Source organism: Steroidobacter denitrificans (assembly GCF_001579945.1).
Classification (GTDB): domain Bacteria; phylum Pseudomonadota; class Gammaproteobacteria; order Steroidobacterales; family Steroidobacteraceae; genus Steroidobacter; species Steroidobacter denitrificans.
Genome location: NZ_CP011971.1, coordinates 454,695 through 472,475, shown reverse-complemented (window position 1 = coordinate 472,475; position 17,781 = coordinate 454,695). Strand labels below are relative to the sequence as shown.

Genomic DNA, 17,781 nt, shown 5'->3' with positions numbered 1-17,781 from the left:
TATCGGCGCCGACGTGGTTCGCTTCGTCAGGCAGAATTCCCGGAGTATTTACTTCCAGCGTGTTCAGTCTGAGCGTCAGTTACGTGCGAAATGATGAATGAAATCATTCTGCTGGATGTCCTGTGAATCACCCCAGCCAATGCCGCGCGCGCAATGCCATCGGGTCTGGCAGAAATGAACGTTTATGTTCTGCCAAGTCTGCCACGGCATGCGCGCGCGCACCTCGCCATGAATCTCATGCGAGACGCCCGCGGCGTCGCGCAGCACTAGCGAATACCCCGTAGGCGAGAGGCCGTCCGCTCCACGCCGGGTCGACTTGCGCGCCGCAATCAGCGGCTGCGTCTCGCCATCTTGGCGCACATATCCCCATACGAGGTTTTCGAAATCCGCCAGCTGATACCGCGACAGCCAATCCGGCGCTCCATCCACCGAATCGAAGGCGAGTACATGAAAAGCGAAGTCATCGTCGACGACGCCAGCCATCCACGTAAAGGGCGGAATAAGACGACTAGTCTCGCGCCGCTCCTGGCCCCATGAACGATCACGTGTGAACCAGCCATCAATCGTGAACCGCTCGTCGTGCAGACGCAGCGTGCCGCTCGTACGCATGGCCTGTGTGAAATGGAAACCTCCCGGACGCACCGCAGGCGGCATGATCGCCCGCAGCAGCAGCGACAACTCGACGTCACGCTCGGCGTCGCGGAACTCGATTTGCACGGTGCGAAGCGGCTCCAGCACGCGGATTCTTAGACCGATCTCGTCGATCGTGTAATCGCCGATATCGCCATCTGGAAACGGCAGGTAGTGGTAGTGGTTAACGTAGTCGCAGGACAGCGTCGAGGCGTGGAAACAGCGCCAGATGTAGACGCTGACGCTCATAATCTTCAGTATGGGATGAAACCAAATGTAGATCTCACCGTTCAACGCGTGCTCCGGAACATTGAAACCAAAATAGGATGTCTCGGTGGCCGAGTAGTGACCGCTCAATGCCGGCGGGTGGAGGAATTCGTCGGCTAGCGCAGCGGTACCGAGAGGGCGGCCTGCCAGGCTGTTGATCATTCCGAAATTCGACAGCGGCGCTACGAGATGCGAGCGGATCACGACAATTCCTTGGTGAGCTGTGCTGCGGCGTCCTGCGCGAAATGGCGGTAGAACACAATGCCTTGATAGGCCGTCTTCAGTGCAGTATATGAGCCGTCCAAGAAGCCGTGCCAGGCCGTCATGCAACATACGGCATTGCGGATGGACCGCCAGACTTCATAGAAGCGTGCATTTTGCAGGCGGTACGGCGCCCCGCCCTCGGCCATGTAGGTTTGTAGAAACACTTCCCAACCACCCAGCGGCTCGATGAACTGACGCGCATAACTCAGATCCTCCACGGGATCACCGACATGCGCGAACTCCCAGTCCAGCAGCGCCGTGATGTCGGCACCCTCCACCATCACATTGTGGAAGCCGACGTCCCCATGAACGACGACCGACCTGCCCTCGAGCGCGGGAATATTAGCCAGTAGCCAGTCGAATCCGGCTGCAAGGGTTAGCGAGGGGTGGACGCGGTAGCGATGCCATCGATCGCGCCAGTGCTCAAGATAGGCCCGAACCGCCGCTCTCGAATCGCCAGCATAGAGCACGAATCCCAGTTCGGCCGGATTCTGCGCATGCAGGCGTGCCACAATCCGCGCGAGTTGCCGCACGATACCGTCGCAACGCCGTGCATCGCCCGACCACGCGTCGGTTCCCGCGCGTCCCGCTACGCGTCGCGAGACCATCGCTGGCTGTCCGAGGTGACGGCCGTCCGCATCGAGCAGCAATGGCTCCGCCACTGGAAAGCCGCGATCGAACAGCCGACGAAGCAGCGTAAACTCATCCTTTACCGTCGTTCCCGCCGGGCCGAAAGGCAGGTCACGCCGCAACACCAGCGACTCGATCGCCGCGACGTCATCCACGAGATCGAACAGGAATGTGTCTTTGGAATAGCCACCGTAAACACGGCTGAACGATGAAACGCGCCGCAAATTGCCGATGGGGTGGGGCTCGATGAGCGCTGTGAGTCGCTGCGCCGTTACCTTCACTTCCTTCCCCGCCTGCTCAGCCTCGCGACGCATCTCCGCAGCACGGAGTTGAGCTTCGGCCTCAAATAACGCAAGATCGGCCGCCACAGCCTCGCCGCATTGCACACCATCGAGCGCGCCGCTCTGGAGGAGGGTCTCGATGCTCTGCAGCAGACCGTTACGTCGCCCCTGCGATGGAAACATGTCGCCCCAACCCGTATACGGCTGTTCTACACGCGCCAGCCCACGCAGCCGTTCATCGAGTCCGCCGATGACGCCGGCCATATCGCGGTGCCAAATGATCAGGTAATCGAGGATTTCGGCGATCATCTGTGCGCTGGCGCGCGCGTTCAGATCAGCGATCGCGGGCCTGATGACGCGCTCCAGATCTGATCGCACGGCTGCCAGCAGCTGCGCGACGACCGAAGCGTCCCGCTCCGCGTCGGACCCCATTCTGATCCCTCCGTACTCTTCCCACTCCGAACTCACAAGCTACGGGACGGACCAGACAACCCCCGTCGGCAGGGCCGAATTCCCTGATCGATTCCCCCAAAGCCAACCCACCGTGCCGGCAGATTCTCCGTCGTATTGGCGCCGTACGGGCCGCTGTATATGGCGGTACCACCCATGCAAAGGGCATCGGACCGGTGCGCTATCATTATCGGCTCGCACCGAATCGATATTTGAGCGACGCGCCGTACATGCGTGGCTCGCCGTAGAAATACGAGGCGAACCCAACGTTACTGCTCAAATTATTCACACCGGTTCGGTACACCGTATTGTTGAGATTGGTACCGAAGACGCTCAGATCGAGCGGCCGGCCGAACATGCTCTGCCACGTGAGTGTCGCATTGATCAGATCAAACGCCGGTTCGATACCATTGTAATTGTTGCCGGTCAGGCTCGAGGTGTAGCTCTCGTCGGTCAACGCAAGATCATCCTGATAGGAGTAATCCACACCAATCGTGATCTCACCGTACTGCGGATTCATGGGCAATGTGTAGCTGAGCGAGGCCGACACCTGATTCTCCGGCGTGCCCGGTGCCCAGTTGAGCGCACAAAAACCTGCCGTGCTCGTCGAAGATTTTACCGCATCACAGGCTGCCAATCCCGCAGCCGTCCTATCATACCGGTAATCCGTATAGGTATACCGCAGGTCGAACCTGAGTCCTTCGAACGGCAGGAGCGATGCCTCGAAATCGATGCCTTTGACGGTTGCCGAAGCGGCATTCGCAATGAACGAATACGGCGTCGGCGGTGTAACCGTAGTGTCCACGACAATAGAGAGGCGCTGAATGTCGTCCTGCTTGGCATAGAAGCCGGCGAGATTCACGCGGCCCCGCATACCGCCGACATTGAATGCGCTTTTCACACCGAGCTCTACGTCCTTAATCGTCTCCGCGTCGTAGTGATTGAAGTCCGGGCGTGCAATGTAGACCTGATAGCCACCGCCCTTATAGCCCTTGCGAGTGACGAGATAGAGCAACGTGTCGGGCGTAACCTGATAATCGAGTCCGATGTTGTACGTGACGGCGTCCTGATGGCTCGCGGCCCGATTCACGCAATCGGGCGAAACACCTTGTATGAGGCACACGTATGTGGGCTGCGGGGGCTGCGTAGGTGTAGTCTCCGACTGAAACGTATAGCTCTTGTTGTACTCGTATGTATAGCGGGCGCCTAGGGTAAACTTCAGCCCATCGAGCAATGACTCGGACAGGTCGTAGGATCCCTGTGCGAATGTGGCAATGCTGCTATTGTCCTCGTGCACAATCGCGACATCCCCTACGAAGAACATCACGCGCTCGTTGCCAGCGGTACCGCCCGGATGGCTGTAATCGGCATACAGCCCCGTAATCCATTCCAACTTACCGCCGAGCGAGGAGCCTTGAAGTTGCAGTTCTTCACTGTACTGCCGAACCCAAAAATTCGGCATATTGACTTGTCTGAAATCTACCAACGGCAGTATTGAGCCATCGTAATCGGCCGACGACTGGTCCTTACGGTCAACGTAACCCATGATGTTCTTCAGGGTGAGCGAGTCGGAGATCTTCCAAGTCGTTGTATTGGAGACAAACAACGTCTTGCGCTCCGAGTGCAGGTCAGGCCACAGAATCGTCGAGCGCGGTCCGGCAGCTAGATTTTCATCCACGATCGCAGGCAGGCCGAGCAACTCCGGCGTCGGCAGCGCGGGGTTGTAGTACGACATGATGCTTCCGGTGCCATTCTCATTTGCGCGCTGGTACTGCACGAGAGTGTAGTTCTCGAGTGAATCGGTTAGCTTAAGCGTCAGGCCTGCGCGGAAGGCGCTGTAGTGGACGTTGTCATAGTCCTTGCCCGTCGCGCGATCGATCGTGAAGCCGTCGCGCCGTTTGATCTGCGCGGCTGCACGGAACAGCACCTTATCCTCGACAATCGGGGTATTGATGACCGCATCGAGACCCTGCAGGTCGTAATTTCCGCTCTTGATCTGCAGCTCACCGCCGAACTTCTCCCTCGGACGGTTTGGTGTGAGGAGGATCGCCCCACCGTCGGTCACCTTTCCAAACAGCGTACCTTGCGGACCCTTGAGAACCTGTACATTCTCGAGGTCGAAGAAGCTTTCGGTGCTCAGTACCGAAAGGGGCACTTCCGCCAAGTAGGGCACGACGCTAGGAGCCCGCGAGCCGTAGGTCTGACCCTGGCCGCGAATGTTCGGAATCAGCCAGTTGCGATCGCCTATCTGTGCGTTCACGCGCAATCCTGGAACTGCTTCGTTGAACGCGGTCGGACTAAAGACTCCACGTGCGTTCAATGAACCAGCATCGACGACGGCGATCGACATCGGCACACGATCCACCGATTCGCTGCGGCGACGTGCTGTCACCATCACTTCTTCGATGCCGACACCCGTTGCGCTGGCGCCCTGAGAAACCACATCGGTCTCGGCACCGGTGGCAGTCGCGAACGACAGGGCCGCGATGCAGCCGCCCAACGTCGAGACGAGAGTTGAGCGTGCGAACGAATAGGTCGAACCGATCCCTTGCAACTGGGAAACATGCGGCACGAGACGATTCATTTGACCTCCTGTACTCCGCTGTAATCGGTACACCCACCATGGTGGGTGGCGTTACTCCTATCACGACCGGACTGTTCATCACAGCGACGAAATCCGGGTTGAGTTCCTGCACATGATCGAGGTGGCTGAGCAGACGCCACGCGGCTTCATGCCCTGCCCAACCCGGCAAGCTCTAGTGCCGTTGCATTGCTCGCGTATCCGCCTTGTCGATCTTTATGGCCAATGCAACTTTCGGCTATTTAATTTATTTATTCAGATGATCGCTGATGAGATCCATGTCGCCCATAAGCCATTCATGATGCTGTCCGGTTGCCGGGTATTCGCGCTTGCTTAATTTATAGGTGTTATACCTGAGAGTTATTTAGCACGAGAACTGTCATCAATGACAGGTCGCCCTTCCTGCTGCCAATGCCATTGGCCCATCCTTCGAAGCGGTTTCGTCGCTCGCCGGGAATTGATGAGCTGGGTAAAGAAACGCGAACCATCCGCTATGTTTTCATGCTCGCATGCTACACAAACGTTCTGTTATGGCCACCGGTTAAACTCGCGTAAGGCAGTCGATGATGTCGCTGTGGTCTAGATAAGCATGCGGTAGCACTCACGGCGAGGAGACAACGCGATGGCAACGGAACGACTGGTTACAGAGAGCTCGGCATCCATCCCAGAGTCGTGGCGCCGCAAACCGGCGGCGGGTCTGATCATGCATACCGATCGTAGCAGCCAGTACGCTGCAATAGACATCACAACATGATCGAAGGACTTCTGAATGGTTCAACCAAACGGCTGTACGCACGAGCAGGTGGTCAATTGCAAGGTTCACAAACCGAGCCACACGAACGCCGCGATGCGCTTCAGCGCCGGCGGCCGGATTTCGAACGTATGCCGGCGCGGACGACTGTTGCCCCGGACTTGCGTGCAGGTTCCGGGCCGCGGATAGGCAGCGCATGGGTCGATTTCACTTCCTCCAGCACAAAATAGGTTTGCGTATGACGCACGCCGGGCACGCCGGCGATGTGATCACCCAGCACGCGCCGGTAGTCGTCCATGTCCCGCACGCGAGCCTTGAGGAGAAAGTCGAACCCGCCGGCGACCAAGTGGCATTCGCTGATCTCCTCGACCTGCTGCACCGCCTCCCTGAAGGCCTGGATCACATCCGGCGCAGCATGATCGAGCGTGACCTCGGTGAACGCCAGCAACGGCTGCCCGAGGTGCCGCGGACTGAGCCGGGCGAAATAGCCCTCGATATAACCATCGCGTTCCAGGCGCCGGACACGCTCGATACAGGGAGTCAGCGTCAGATTGACGGTTCGCGCCAGTTCGGCGACCGTCAGACGGCCATCTTTCTGCAATAAAGCGAGCAATTGCCGATCCACGCGGTCCAGTGCCCGGGCGACAGGGTCGGCGGTCATCGAGCGCTCCTGTATACAGCTGAATCAACCATATATTTATCAAATTATAGAAAATAATACTTATGTTTTATATATAACGTAGTTCGTTATGCTGATACTCGATCCGGTGCACATCCGGCCTGGTGTCGCGCGGCGCCGACCGGGCCGCGCGGAGCGGCAGCGGCGGCACGCCGCGCCCCCCGGGGCGGATGCATGATTCAGGAGGCGCGTACATGAGCTCGATCCCACGATCCCGTCTACATGTTCCACGCCCGCCGGCGCGGCCCGGCGAAGCGCCGGATTTCAGCTATGTCGTCCTCTCGCCGGCCGGCGCGGTTGAGCGGCCGGATCCGAATGCACCGACGTCACAGATCGAATATCTTGCCGATTCGATGGTGCGTGTACTGGACGACGATCACCGCGCGGTGGGGCCATGGAACCCGCACCTGGCGCCCTCCGACCTGGAACTCGGACTGCGCCACATGTTGTTGACGCGGATCTTCGATGATCGCATGCATCGTGCACAGCGCCAGGGCAAGATCACGTTCTATATAAAGTCGACCGGCGAAGAAGCCGTCTCGGTGGCGCAATGCATGGCGCTGCGCCCCGGCGACATGCTGTTTCCTTCATATCGAAATCAGGGGTTGCATATCACTCGTGGACGCAAGCTGGTGGACCTGATGTGCCAGTTGCTATCGAACACACGGGACATGTGCAAGGGGCGTCAACTACCGGTCATGTACCACTGGCGCGAGGGCAGGTTGTTTTCCATTTCCGGCAATCTGGCCACTCAGTTTCCGCAGGCCGTTGGCTGGGCAATGGCCGCTGCGATCAAGAACGAAGATCATGTCGCCGCCAGCTGGGTGGGTGACGGCAGTACGGCCGAAGCGGATTTTCACAATGCCCTGCTGTTCGCGGAAGTCTACAAGGCCCCGGTGATTCTCAACGTCGTCAACAATCAGTGGGCAATCTCGACGTTCCAGACCTTTGCCGGCGGCGAACAACGCTGCTTCGCGGCGCGCGGTCCGGGCTACGGCCTCCCGGGCATCCGGGTCGACGGCAACGACTTTCTGGCCGTCTACGCAGTGACCCAGTGGGCCGCCGCTCGCGCCCGCACCGGTGCCGGTCCCACCCTGATCGAACTGGTCACTTATCGCGCCGCCCCGCACTCCACCAGCGATGATCCCTCGCGATATCGTCCCAAGGACGATTGGGAACACTGGCCTCTTGGAGATCCCATCGAACGCCTCAAATCGCATCTGATCGCGCTGGACGCATGGTCGGAGGAGCGCGAGAGCTTATTGATCCGACAATGCGAAGAAGAGGTGGCCGCCGCCTGGCGCGAAGCGACCACGTACGGCACCTTGAGCGACGGTCCACAGCTGGATCCCGATACCATGTTCGACGACGTGCTCAAGGAAAGAACCAGCAATCTGGAGCGCCAACGCCGGCAACTGGCGCAGGAGCGGGCAAAGCCATGAGCCAGCAGCCATGAGTCATATGAACATGATCCAGGCGCTCAATTCCGCCATGGATGTCATGATGGCGCGGGATCCCGGCGTCGTCGTCCTGGGAGAGGACGTCGGTTATTTCGGCGGTGTTTTCCGCACCACAGACGGCCTGCAGCGCAAGTATGGCGAACACCGCGTGCTCGACACGCCCATCACCGAAGGCGGTATCGTCGCAGCTGCCATCGGTATGGCGGTCAATGGACTTCGACCGGTGGCGGAGATTCAGTTTGCCGACTACATCTACCCCGCCTACGATCAGATCGTCAGCGAGTTGGCCCGCATCCGCTACCGCACCGGTGGAGAGTTCGCCGCGCCGGTGACGATACGCACGCCCTGCGGCGGCGGCATTCGCGGCGGCCAGACGCACTCCCAGAGTCCGGAGGCCTTGTTCGCTCATATCTGCGGCCTGAAGGTCGTCATGCCCTCCAATCCCTACGATGCCAAAGGGCTGCTGATCTCCGCCATCGAGGACGAGGATCCAGTGGTGTTCTTCGAACCCAAGCGGCTCTACAACGGCCCTTTCGACGGCGATCCTGACAAGCCGGCGACGGCTTGGAGTTCACATCCCAGGGGGAATGTGCCCGAAGGGCATTATCGCGTACCGATCGGCCTGGCCGAAATCATCCGGCCCGGCGGCCAGGTCACGATCGTGACCTATGGGACCATGGTGCACGTCTGCCTGGCGAGCGCCCGGGGCCTGGGCGTGGATGCGGAGATCATCGACCTGCGCACGATCGCTCCGTTGGATGTGGAAACCATTGCCGCGTCGGTCAAAAAGACCGGGCGCTGCATCGTCGCACACGAAGCAACACGCTTCGCCGGGTTCGGCGCGGAAATTCTCGCCAGCATCCAGGAGGACTGCTTCTGGCACCTGGAAGCCCCGATCCAGCGCGTCGCAGGCTGGGATACCCCTTATCCCCATGCGTTCGAATGGGAATACTTCCCCGGACAGGCGCGCGTGTCGGCCGCGATCAAGGCAACCTTGGAGGCCTCATGACCCGGCACGTCGTCAAACTGCCTGATCTGGGCGAAGGCACGGTATCCTCGGAAATCGTCCTCTGGCGCGTCAAGCCGGGCGATGTCATCCAGGAGGACCAGCCCATGGTCGAGATGTCGACCGACAAGGCCGTTATGGAAATGCCGGCGCCGGTCTCCGGCCGGGTCGTTTCCCTGGGTGGCCAGCCCGGCGATGCCATTGCCGTCGGCGCCGAGTTGCTTGTCATCGAGACCGATTCGCCGATACCGAGCAGCGCATCGCCCCGCAGCGGCCCCGCTGCCGACCCGCCGCAAAGTGAACCCCTGGAGAGATCCACGGCCATACCGGCTTCGAGCAGGATCATGACATCTCCCGCCACGCGCCTGCGGGCGCGCAAAGCAGGCATCGACCTGACGACGATCACCGGTACCGGTCGTGACGGCCGGATCCTGCGGGAAGACCTCGACGCTGCGTTGAGCGAACACTCGTCCGGCACCCAAGAGCATCGATCGCCGCGGCGCGGCGACACCGTCCGGCGAACCGCCACCGAGGAAATTCGTATCCTGGGTGTACGCCGTATCGGCGCCCAGCGCGTCAGCGAGTCCAAACGCAACATTCCTCACTTCGCCTATGTGGAAGAAGTCGATGTCACCGAACTCGAGCGATTAAGGCAACACCTCAACACACGACTGTCCGGCGATGCGGTGCACTACACGTACCTACCGCTGCTGGCACTGGCGCTGGCGCGAACCCTCGAGCACTTTCCCAAATGTAACGCCTTGTACGATGCCGAACGCAGCGTACTGGTTCAGCACAGCGGCATTCATCTCGGCATCGCCACGCAGACCCCCGACGGCCTGAAAGTACCCGTCGTACGGCATGTGGAAGCCATGACGCTGCGGGAGGTTGCTGCGGAAATTCGCCGGGTGACCGAAGCGGCCCGCCATGGCACGGCTGGCCGCGACGAGTTGCGCGGATCGACGATCACGATCACCAGCCTGGGCAGGTTGGGCGGCATCGTCTCCACACCGATCATCAATGCGCCGGAGATTGCCATCATCGGTATCAACAAGAGCGTCGAACGTCCTGTCGTCCACAACGGCAACATCGCCGTGCGCCTGATGATGAATCTATCCTCGTCGTTCGACCACCGCTTCATCGACGGCTACGACGCCGCCGAAGCGATCCAGACATTGAAGACCTACCTGGAACAGCCGGCGATGATCTTCATTCGGGATTAGGGACCGGATATCCGGGGCTTGGCCCGCAGGGTTTACCGAAGGGCGGCGCTAACCTGTGCGGCGGCCAGCCGGTTCATGCGATCGCCGGGCTGGCAGCCGGCAAGGCCATCGACGGGAGCGTCGATTTCCACGAGCTTGCGACGTGCCGACTGTCCAGCGGCAATGCGCACGCGCGATTTTGCGATTCCCAAACGATCCGCGATGAACGCCACTAGGGCGGCGTTCGCCGCGCCATCCACGGGCGGCGCGGCAAGCCGGATCTTCACACAATCATCATGAGTGCCCGCAACCTCGGTCCGGGAAGCGCGCGGTTGAACATAGACATGAAAGCGAATGGGACCGGTCATGAATACCCCCGGTCTTGTCGAGCGCCGGACGAGCCGGCCGCAACAATAGTATGCAGGCCTGGAAGATACAGGCCGCCGGAAGGGTCGAAACGGCAGCCCCCGCGCAGGCGGGGGCGCCGAAAAGGCGATTACCAGCGACGCTGGCCGCCGCCGCCGCCGCCGCGGGGCTTGTCCTGCGCCTCGTTGACGCGCAGCGGGCGCCCGCCCATATCCTGGCCGTTCAGGGCCTGGATCGCGCGTGCCGCGTCGGCACGCGGCATTTCCACGAAGCCGAAGCCACGCGGACGGCCGGTCTCGCGATCATTGATCAGCGCCACGGATTCAACGGTGCCATGCTGCTGAAACAGCTCACGCACCGCATTCTCATCGGCGGAAAAGGGCAGATTGCCCACATAAATCTTACTCATTCGATCACTCACAATCGGACGCGAACCGAGGTCAGCTCAGCACAAAAACGCGTCGTAAAAACATGACGAGCCCACCGGGCTCATCGGCACTTGGTTCGAAAACGATTCGATTTAGTTAGAGTTGACCGGAGAAACGCTAAGGCTGCGCGCGGTCAAGAAGCATAAAGAGAACAGTTACGAGCCTTGCACACTATACAGGAACCTGCGGCCGTGAACAGTAAATTCGCACGGACAGCTCCTCCGCACCACCGGCCACCCCGTCATCCGCCGGTTCTGCCTGGTCCAACAAGTATTACCAGCAGGTCCGTTCCAGAACCCCGCAACCCGATGACGGATCGATCCTGGATCCGGCTCTCCCGGATCCGGTGCCTGGCACCGATACCGGGAAAGGGCCGGGACCGGCTTGGGGAACCGTTCAGGCGGCGATGCCCTGGGAGCCCAGATACTCGTCGTAGCTGCCCCGAAAATCGACTGCCGCGCCCCCCGGCCGCAGTTCGATGATGCGAGTCGCCAGCCCCGAGACGAATTCACGATCGTGAGATACGAAGATCAGCGTACCGGGGTATTTCTCCAAGCCGATCTGCAAGGATTCGATCGTCTCCATATCCATATGATTTGTCGGCTCGTCCAGGAGCATGACGTTCGGCCTGACCAGCATCAGCTTGCCGTAGATCATCCGGCCCTTCTCGCCGCCCGACAATACCTTCACGGACTTGCGGGTTTCATCACCCGAGAACAGCAGTCGACCCAGCGTGGCGCGTACGATCTGTTCGTCGTCGCTCTTGCTGCGCCATTCACTCATCCAGTTGAGCAAATCGACAGGCTGCATGAACTGGGCCTGCGGATCCTGCGGCATGTAACCGATCTGCGCGTTCTCCACCCACTCGACGCTGCCCCGCGTCGGCACCAATTCTCCGGCCAGGCAGCGCATCAAGGTCGTCTTGCCGACCCCATTGGGACCGATGATTGCGATGCGTTCGCCTGCCTCGACGCCGAAGCTGATGTTGTCGAGCACGTCGGTATCGCTGTCCGGATATCGAAAGCTCAACTCTTCCACGGCGACGGCATTGCGATACAGCTTTTTCGCCTGCTCGAAACGAATATACGGGTTCTGACGCGAGGACGGCTTGATCTCCTCGATCTTGATCTTGTCGATCTGCTTCAAGCGCGAGGTCGCCTGACGCGCCTTGGAAGCATTCGCGGAGAAGCGGCGTACGAATTCCTGCAAGTCCGAAATACGATCGCGTGCCTTGGCATTCGCAGCTTCGACACGAGCACGGGCCTGGGTGGAGGCAAGCATGAAATCGTCATAATTACCCGGATAGATCTTGACCTGCCCGTAATCCAAATCGGCGATATGCGTACAGACCTGGTTCAGAAAATGCCGGTCATGACTGATGATGATCATGGTGGCGTCATACTGGTTCAGCACGCCCTCGAGCCAGCGGATCGAATGGATGTCCAGATTGTTCGTCGGCTCATCCAGCAACAATACGTCCGGCCGGGAGAACAAGGCCTGTGCAAGCAATACGCGCAATTTCCAACCCGGCGCCACCTCCCGCATAGGCCCATCGTGATAGACAGGACCGATGCCGGCAGCGGTGAGAATACTGGCGGCGCGCGACTCGGCATCGTAGCCGCCGAACTCGGCGAACCTCGCCTCCAGTTCCGCCGCCTTCATGTAGTCATCGTCAGTGGCCTCGGGATCCGCATAGATGCGGTCCCGCTCCTGCATCGCCTCCCACATCTCCACATGGCCCTGCATGACCACGTCGAGCACGCGCTGATCCTCATAAGCGAACTGGTTCTGGTTGAGCCGTCCCAGCCGCATTCCGGTCTCCAGCATGACTTCGCCGGCGTTCTGCTCCAGCTCACCGCCCAGAACCTTCATCAGCGTGGATTTGCCGCAGCCGTTGGCGCCGATGAGCCCGTAGCGATTGCCGTCGCCGAATTTTACCGTGACATTCTCGAACAGCGGCTTGGCGCCGAATTGAACCGTGACATTGGAAGTAGAAAGCATGTTTTCCCGTGGACGACGTATGCGCCCGAATAATTCGCCTCAGTGACGCGCAATTCGCCATTCCCCTGCGCGACGGGTATCGGCCGCTGACGGGCCCGTGGCCTCTGGATGTATCCGCCGGGAATTCCGGCGAAACGGGCGTCAAGGCGGCACCGCGAACGCGGTACTGCGTCATGCAAAACGCCCCCAAGCCTCAAGTTTAGCCGAAATGGCCGCGACAGGGCAGGGCTGGCCGAAATCGAGGCTGCGCAGGCCCGAAGCTGCGCGCCTTACCTCAGCGCACGCTGCCGCGCCGGAAAAGATTGACGATGGCCAGCAGCACGACGGCTCCCGCCAGCGACACCAGGAATGTCGCGATCGAAATACCTTCGTTGATCGTACCGACTCCGATCAACGGGGAGATGATGAATCCTGCCAGCAGCGCACCCACGATACCCACGACGACATTGAGAAAAATACCTTGTTGCGCATCGGTTCGCATAATGATACTAGCCAGCCAGCCGCAGATTCCGCCTACGATCAACCATATCAGGATACCCATAACCACCTCCGGAAATTTCGGATCCGATCATGATAATGACGCGAGACCGAGTCTGGTTCCAAGAACGCCCGCGGATCCGCCGCTCAACCCGCTACCGTTGCGGGGCCAATCACGCTGCCTTGTCGAGCCAGACACCCAGTCCCTGGGCATTGAGTTCGATATCCATCCCCAGCACATCCTGGAGGGTGGCCTCATCGAGCGAACACCCCATCGAGCGCAGTTCGGTGAAATAGATATCCTTGAAGACTCGTTTCAACTGCTCATGACGATGGGCCGGGCCGCGCCCCCGCAATCCCGCCTGGGCCAGGGCGCGCGCGGCATCCGCCATGGCATCGACTTGCCGCAGTAACTGTCTCGCAAGTTTTTGCGGATCCCGTACCTCGCCATAGTGGGTTAGATACATACGGCTCGGTTGCTCCGCCAACAAACGCTCGACCGAAGTGTGCAGCGCAATTTGATCGAATTGTACCGGCGCAGTAGCAGGTACGACATAGGGTCCGGCAGGGGTATGCAATTCCGGATACGCCAACCCGAAGGCATCACCAGTGAACCATCCTGCGCTGACTTCATCCCAGATACAGTGATGATGGCGTGCATGCCCCGGAGTATGGGCAAATCGCAGCGCCCGTCCGCCGAGTTCGACCACCATCCCATCCTCGGTTGCAACTACTCGATCGGCTGGAACAGGTACGAGTTCTCCATAGTCGCGCGCCGCCACTTCGGCTCCATACACGGCGCGCACCCCTTCCATCAGCGCCGCGGGATCGGTCATGTGCCGTACGCCACGTGGATGTATGACCAACTGCGCCCGCGGTAGTTGCTGCATCAATAAGCCTACACCGCCGGCATGATCAAGATGCACATGGGTGGGGATGACATAGTCGACGTCCGGCGGCGTCAATCCATGCCTCTGCAGCGCCGCCAGCAGCCGTGGGACAGCACTGTTGGGACCCGTATCGACGAAGGCTGCGCGTCCATTCTCCACCAGCAGATAGCTTGCATCGAACCTGGGTCGAACAAATCCCGTATCGATCACCGTGATACCGTGATCGATACGTTCAAAGAATACGTTCATCGGAGAATGATACTGTTCCTTTCATCTGCACGCCATGCACGATATCCAGGGTATTTGAGCCACTGCTTCAGGGATCTCGGCACGCCGATACAAGCCGCGACTCGAGATCGACTATGCGTCGCCCCCTTATGCGCTGATACCACCGCGCGCCCTAAACCCCTGCAGATCAACGACCCCCGGCCGCTCGTTCGCTTCTTTGAACCGCGCCGATGGGAACGTTCCCAGGGGATTCAACGGCAGTTTACGTAAACGGTATGATTTCGCATGGCACGACAGCATCGCGATCACCGTACGACCCCGCTCACCGCAACGCAGGCAGCGCTGCTCGCGCAATACTCGCAGCTGGCGAACATTCATCGCACGGGTGCCGTCATACTCCGTGAAAGCGCCACAGGCGGCGCACGTCGTATGAATCACCTTGCAAACAACGCTCGGCCCTTCAGGAGACATGGCTGCACCTCCCTCTTCATTGTCTCGATCGCCAGGATCATGCATCCCCGTAGCGTTGACAATCCGCTGCATTCTGGACGCGCAAGAGCTGCATAACAATGTGAGAAATATACCTACCTAACGTATGGACAGGTGCGGAAAGACGATTTGTCAATGAACCCATCCAAGGTGTATATGCTGAAGATATCCGCACCTTGACACCCGGACTGCGCCGTTCTGACGCATGGCGATCATGAACGAATTTTAATCGGTAGGAGCATTTCTCCATGGAACGCCGCTCGTTTTTTCCGATCTCATTGGTAAAGGCCAACCCTGGTAGAAGATGCGGCCTGAACGACCGATATCATATGGAGGAGAGTCAACATGCGCACGCTGCTGATCCGTTCTCGTTTCCTACTCGGATGTACGACCGCCCTGCTGACATTCGCAGCCTTGACGCTGATCACCGGTCCGCTGGTTACAGCGAATGCTGCGCCCGGTCCTGCCGAAGACACCCCAATCCATGCTCCGCAGGCCCATGATACGAAGACCATCGAGGCCGTCTGGTATCCTCAGGAAATCAGATACTCCTACTCAGGTTTCACGACAGCCTATGATTGCATCGCGGCAGAAAGACGCATCAAGGACATGCTGTTGGCGCTCGGAGCGCACCCAAAAACGAAAGTGCGCGCCAGCGGCTGCAGCCTGAATCGGCCCTCCCGGAATTTCTTCGTGACGATCACGACGGCAACACCGGTTGCAACCACACAGCCCCCTGCTTCCCCTCTGGGTGAAAGCGAACAAAAGCTGCTCCGGCAGCTGGGACTCGAACCCACGATCGGCAGCGATGCATTCCCCGCGGAATGGAGAACCATAGAGCTCTCCCGCGACCGCAAGCTGGATCTGAAGCCTGGAGATTGCGAGCTCATGGAGGGTCTGCGCGACCACGTGCTGCCGAAGTTATCGGTTCGCGTGCTTACCGACCAATTGCGTTGCGTACCGAAGCAACTGGATACCACGACCCCTGCACTGACGGTCTCCGCACTGATGGCACTGCCCGCACCGGATGCGCCCACCGGCAGTGCAACAGCCGATCACTGAGTCATCGGTGTGCTTGGCCGGCATGCTTGCTTACAGCGGCGGATCCGGCGTTCGCCGGATCCGCCTACACTGATCAGTAGCGATAATGATCGGGCTTGTACGGTCCTTCCTTCGGCACCCCGATATACCGGGCCTGCTCATCGGTCAGCTGCGTGAGCTGCACGCCCAGCTTCGCCAGTTGAAGCCGCGCCACCTTCTCGTCCAGATGCTTCGGCAACACATGAACGCCGATCGGATACTCCCGTGTGTTCGCGAACAACTCGATCTGCGCCAGTGTCTGGTTGGCGAATGATGAACTCATGACATAGGACGGGTGTCCGGTCGCGCAGCCGAGATTTACCAGGCGCCCTTCGGCCAGCAGAATGATGCGCTTGCCGTCCGGGAAAATGATGTGATCGACCTGCGGCTTGATGCTTTCCCAGGTGTACTTACGCAGCGAGGCCACATCGATCTCATTATCGAAGTGTCCGATGTTGCACACGATGGCATTGTTCTTCATACGCTTCATATGATCGTGGGTAATCACATGAAAGTTACCGGTCGTCGTTACAAATATATCGCCCTTGTCGGCAGCTTCTTCCATCGTGACTACGCGGTAACCTTCCATCGCCGCCTGTAACGCACAGATCGGGTCGATCTCGGTAATCCACACCTGCGCGGACAGCGAGCGCATGGCCTGTGCCGATCCCTTGCCGACGTCGCCGTAGCCGCAGATGACGGCAATCTTGCCGGCAATCATGACGTCGGTCGCCCGCTTGATGCCGTCCAGCAGCGATTCGCGACAACCATACAAATTGTCGAACTTGCTCTTGGTGACTGAATCGTTGACATTGATGGCGGGGAAAGCCAGTTTGCCCTCTTTGGCCATCTGGTACAGGCGATTGACGCCTGTGGTCGTCTCCTCCGTCACCCCCTTGATCTGTTTCAAGCGGGTCGAATACCAGGACGCATCGGTCTTCAACTTCGCCCTGATCGAATCGAACAACGCAATTTCCTCATCGCTGCCGGGTTTCGACAATACGGCCGGGTCGGCCTCGGCACGCGCGCCCAGGTGCAACAGCAAAGTCGCATCGCCGCCATCGTCGAGGATCATGTTCGAATAACCACCGTCGGGCCACGCAAAAATGCGATGCGTGAATTCCCAGTACTCCTGCAGCGACTCGCCCTTGTAGGCGAACACCGGAGTACCTCCGGCTGCGATCGCCGCGGCAGCATGATCCTGGGTCGAAAACACATTGCAGGAAGCCCAGCGCACCTGCGCACCCAGCGCCTCGAGCGTTTCGATCAATACCGCGGTCTGGATCGTCATGTGCAAGGACCCGGTGATTCGCGCCCCTTTCAGGGGCTGCGACTTTGCGAACTCCTCGCGGATCGCCATCAGGCCAGGCATCTCCGTCTCGGCGATCAGGATCTCTTTGCGTCCCCAGTCGGCCAGGGACAGATCGGCAACATGAAAGTCGCCGGCGAACGGGGTTGAATTGCGTCCGGCCGAGGCATTCGGCGTTGCAACTGCGCTCATGTTCAGCTCCATATATAGATGAATGGGCGCCGTTGCCGTAGATGGCAGTGTGCGCACCGAGCCTGGCAGGCGGGAAAATCCTGACCTGCTGCAGCGCCCCTCAGCGCGCGGATAGGATAG

The 17,781-nt window shown here is 59.7% G+C and carries 15 protein-coding genes, 1 pseudogene and 1 riboswitch; of the genes and pseudogenes, 5 read left to right on the top strand and 11 right to left on the bottom strand.

The window, feature by feature from the left end:
* Positions 1-75 precede the first annotated feature (75 nt).
* The 3 genes from ACG33_RS02000 to ACG33_RS01990 all read right to left on the bottom strand — a co-directional run bounded on the left by ACG33_RS02000 (position 76) and on the right by ACG33_RS01990 (position 5,106).
* The gene (locus ACG33_RS02000; RefSeq protein WP_066918273.1) at positions 76-1,101 is read right to left on the bottom strand and encodes a DUF7064 domain-containing protein; all 1,026 of its coding nucleotides are present in this window, start codon (positions 1,099-1,101) and stop codon (positions 76-78) included.
* Positions 1,098-2,504, bottom strand: a complete 1,407-nt coding sequence (locus ACG33_RS01995) for a phosphotransferase family protein (protein WP_066918271.1) — start codon at positions 2,502-2,504, stop codon at positions 1,098-1,100. Before ACG33_RS01995 ends, ACG33_RS02000 begins: the two co-directional genes overlap by 4 nt.
* 205 nt (positions 2,505-2,709) lie before the next feature.
* The gene (locus ACG33_RS01990) at positions 2,710-5,106 is read right to left on the bottom strand and encodes a TonB-dependent receptor (RefSeq protein ID WP_066918269.1); all 2,397 of its coding nucleotides are present in this window, start codon (positions 5,104-5,106) and stop codon (positions 2,710-2,712) included.
* Positions 5,107-5,218: 112 nt separating this feature from the next.
* Here ACG33_RS01990 and ACG33_RS01985 point away from each other — a divergent pair, with 112 nt between their 5' ends.
* Positions 5,219-5,440, top strand: coding sequence for a hypothetical protein (locus ACG33_RS01985; protein WP_066918267.1), 222 nt, complete (start codon positions 5,219-5,221; stop codon positions 5,438-5,440).
* A gap of 595 nt (positions 5,441-6,035) precedes the next feature.
* On the opposite strand, the pseudogene ACG33_RS01980 reads toward ACG33_RS01985, so the two are convergent.
* A pseudogene (locus tag ACG33_RS01980) lies at positions 6,036-6,515 on the bottom strand (Lrp/AsnC ligand binding domain-containing protein); the annotation flags it as partial.
* Positions 6,516-6,727: 212 nt separating this feature from the next.
* Between ACG33_RS01980 and ACG33_RS01975 the strand changes: the two are divergent.
* Genes ACG33_RS01975 through ACG33_RS01965 form a run of 3 tightly spaced genes read left to right on the top strand, consistent with a single transcriptional unit; the run spans position 6,728 to position 10,222 of the window.
* Positions 6,728-7,975 (top strand): thiamine pyrophosphate-dependent enzyme, encoded by a 1,248-nt coding sequence (locus tag ACG33_RS01975; protein WP_066918264.1) that lies wholly within the window; start codon positions 6,728-6,730, stop codon positions 7,973-7,975.
* A 10-nt stretch (positions 7,976-7,985) separates the two neighbouring features.
* Entirely contained in the window at positions 7,986-9,002 is a 1,017-nt protein-coding gene (locus tag ACG33_RS01970) for an alpha-ketoacid dehydrogenase subunit beta (RefSeq protein WP_066918262.1), read from the top strand.
* Positions 8,999-10,222, top strand: coding sequence for a dihydrolipoamide acetyltransferase family protein (locus tag ACG33_RS01965; RefSeq protein ID WP_066918260.1), 1,224 nt, complete (start codon positions 8,999-9,001; stop codon positions 10,220-10,222). The genes ACG33_RS01970 and ACG33_RS01965 overlap by 4 nt, the downstream gene beginning before the upstream one ends.
* A 32-nt stretch (positions 10,223-10,254) precedes the next feature.
* Here the strand turns inward: ACG33_RS01965 and ACG33_RS01960 are convergent, their stop codons facing one another.
* From ACG33_RS01960 to ACG33_RS01935, 6 genes are all read right to left on the bottom strand, one after another.
* On the bottom strand, positions 10,255-10,569 hold the full coding sequence (locus ACG33_RS01960; protein WP_083536361.1) for a DUF167 domain-containing protein: 315 nt from the start codon (positions 10,567-10,569) through the stop codon (positions 10,255-10,257).
* A 128-nt stretch (positions 10,570-10,697) separates the two neighbouring features.
* Complete coding sequence (locus ACG33_RS01955) at positions 10,698-10,976, bottom strand: RNA recognition motif domain-containing protein (RefSeq protein WP_066918257.1); 279 nt, start codon at positions 10,974-10,976, stop codon at positions 10,698-10,700.
* A gap of 415 nt (positions 10,977-11,391) precedes the next feature.
* Positions 11,392-12,996: an ABC-F family ATPase gene (locus ACG33_RS01950; RefSeq protein WP_066918255.1), complete on the bottom strand. Its 1,605-nt coding sequence runs from the start codon at positions 12,994-12,996 to the stop codon at positions 11,392-11,394.
* Between the two features lie 274 nt (positions 12,997-13,270).
* On the bottom strand, positions 13,271-13,537 hold the full coding sequence (locus ACG33_RS01945; protein ID WP_066918254.1) for a GlsB/YeaQ/YmgE family stress response membrane protein: 267 nt from the start codon (positions 13,535-13,537) through the stop codon (positions 13,271-13,273).
* A gap of 109 nt (positions 13,538-13,646) precedes the next feature.
* Complete coding sequence (locus ACG33_RS01940) at positions 13,647-14,612, bottom strand: MBL fold metallo-hydrolase (protein ID WP_066918252.1); 966 nt, start codon at positions 14,610-14,612, stop codon at positions 13,647-13,649.
* A gap of 126 nt (positions 14,613-14,738) precedes the next feature.
* Complete coding sequence (locus ACG33_RS01935) at positions 14,739-15,062, bottom strand: hypothetical protein (RefSeq protein WP_210399139.1); 324 nt, start codon at positions 15,060-15,062, stop codon at positions 14,739-14,741.
* A 363-nt stretch (positions 15,063-15,425) separates the two neighbouring features.
* Between ACG33_RS01935 and ACG33_RS01930 the strand changes: the two genes are divergently transcribed.
* Entirely contained in the window at positions 15,426-16,142 is a 717-nt protein-coding gene (locus ACG33_RS01930; RefSeq protein ID WP_066918248.1) for a hypothetical protein, read from the top strand.
* 73 nt (positions 16,143-16,215) lie between these two features.
* Here the strand turns inward: ACG33_RS01930 and ahcY are convergent, their stop codons facing one another.
* Positions 16,216-17,661 carry an adenosylhomocysteinase gene (ahcY, locus tag ACG33_RS01925; protein ID WP_066922686.1) on the bottom strand — a complete coding sequence of 482 codons (1,446 nt, stop codon included), beginning with the start codon at positions 17,659-17,661 and terminating at the stop codon, positions 16,216-16,218.
* A 17-nt stretch (positions 17,662-17,678) separates the two neighbouring features.
* Positions 17,679-17,769, bottom strand: a riboswitch (S-adenosyl-L-homocysteine riboswitch).
* Between the last annotated feature and the right edge of the window lie 12 nt (positions 17,770-17,781).

Coding starts and splice junctions, on each gene's coding strand:
- ACG33_RS01960 (WP_083536361.1), bottom strand. CDS start 10,569: ATGACCGGTCCCATTCGCTTTCATGTCTATGTTCAACCGCGCGCTTCC.
- ACG33_RS01990 (WP_066918269.1), bottom strand. CDS start 5,106: ATGAATCGTCTCGTGCCGCATGTTTCCCAGTTGCAAGGGATCGGTTCG.
- ACG33_RS01985 (WP_066918267.1), top strand. CDS start 5,219: ATGATCGAGGTGGCTGAGCAGACGCCACGCGGCTTCATGCCCTGCCCA.
- ACG33_RS01955 (WP_066918257.1), bottom strand. CDS start 10,976: ATGAGTAAGATTTATGTGGGCAATCTGCCCTTTTCCGCCGATGAGAAT.
- ACG33_RS01930 (WP_066918248.1), top strand. CDS start 15,426: ATGCGCACGCTGCTGATCCGTTCTCGTTTCCTACTCGGATGTACGACC.
- ACG33_RS01945 (WP_066918254.1), bottom strand. CDS start 13,537: ATGGGTATCCTGATATGGTTGATCGTAGGCGGAATCTGCGGCTGGCTG.
- ahcY (WP_066922686.1), bottom strand. CDS start 17,661: ATGAGCGCAGTTGCAACGCCGAATGCCTCGGCCGGACGCAATTCAACC.
- ACG33_RS01965 (WP_066918260.1), top strand. CDS start 8,999: ATGACCCGGCACGTCGTCAAACTGCCTGATCTGGGCGAAGGCACGGTA.
- ACG33_RS01970 (WP_066918262.1), top strand. CDS start 7,986: ATGAGTCATATGAACATGATCCAGGCGCTCAATTCCGCCATGGATGTC.
- ACG33_RS01935 (WP_210399139.1), bottom strand. CDS start 15,062: ATGTCTCCTGAAGGGCCGAGCGTTGTTTGCAAGGTGATTCATACGACG.
- ACG33_RS01940 (WP_066918252.1), bottom strand. CDS start 14,612: ATGAACGTATTCTTTGAACGTATCGATCACGGTATCACGGTGATCGAT.
- ACG33_RS01950 (WP_066918255.1), bottom strand. CDS start 12,996: ATGCTTTCTACTTCCAATGTCACGGTTCAATTCGGCGCCAAGCCGCTG.
- ACG33_RS01995 (WP_066918271.1), bottom strand. CDS start 2,504: ATGGGGTCCGACGCGGAGCGGGACGCTTCGGTCGTCGCGCAGCTGCTG.
- ACG33_RS01975 (WP_066918264.1), top strand. CDS start 6,728: ATGAGCTCGATCCCACGATCCCGTCTACATGTTCCACGCCCGCCGGCG.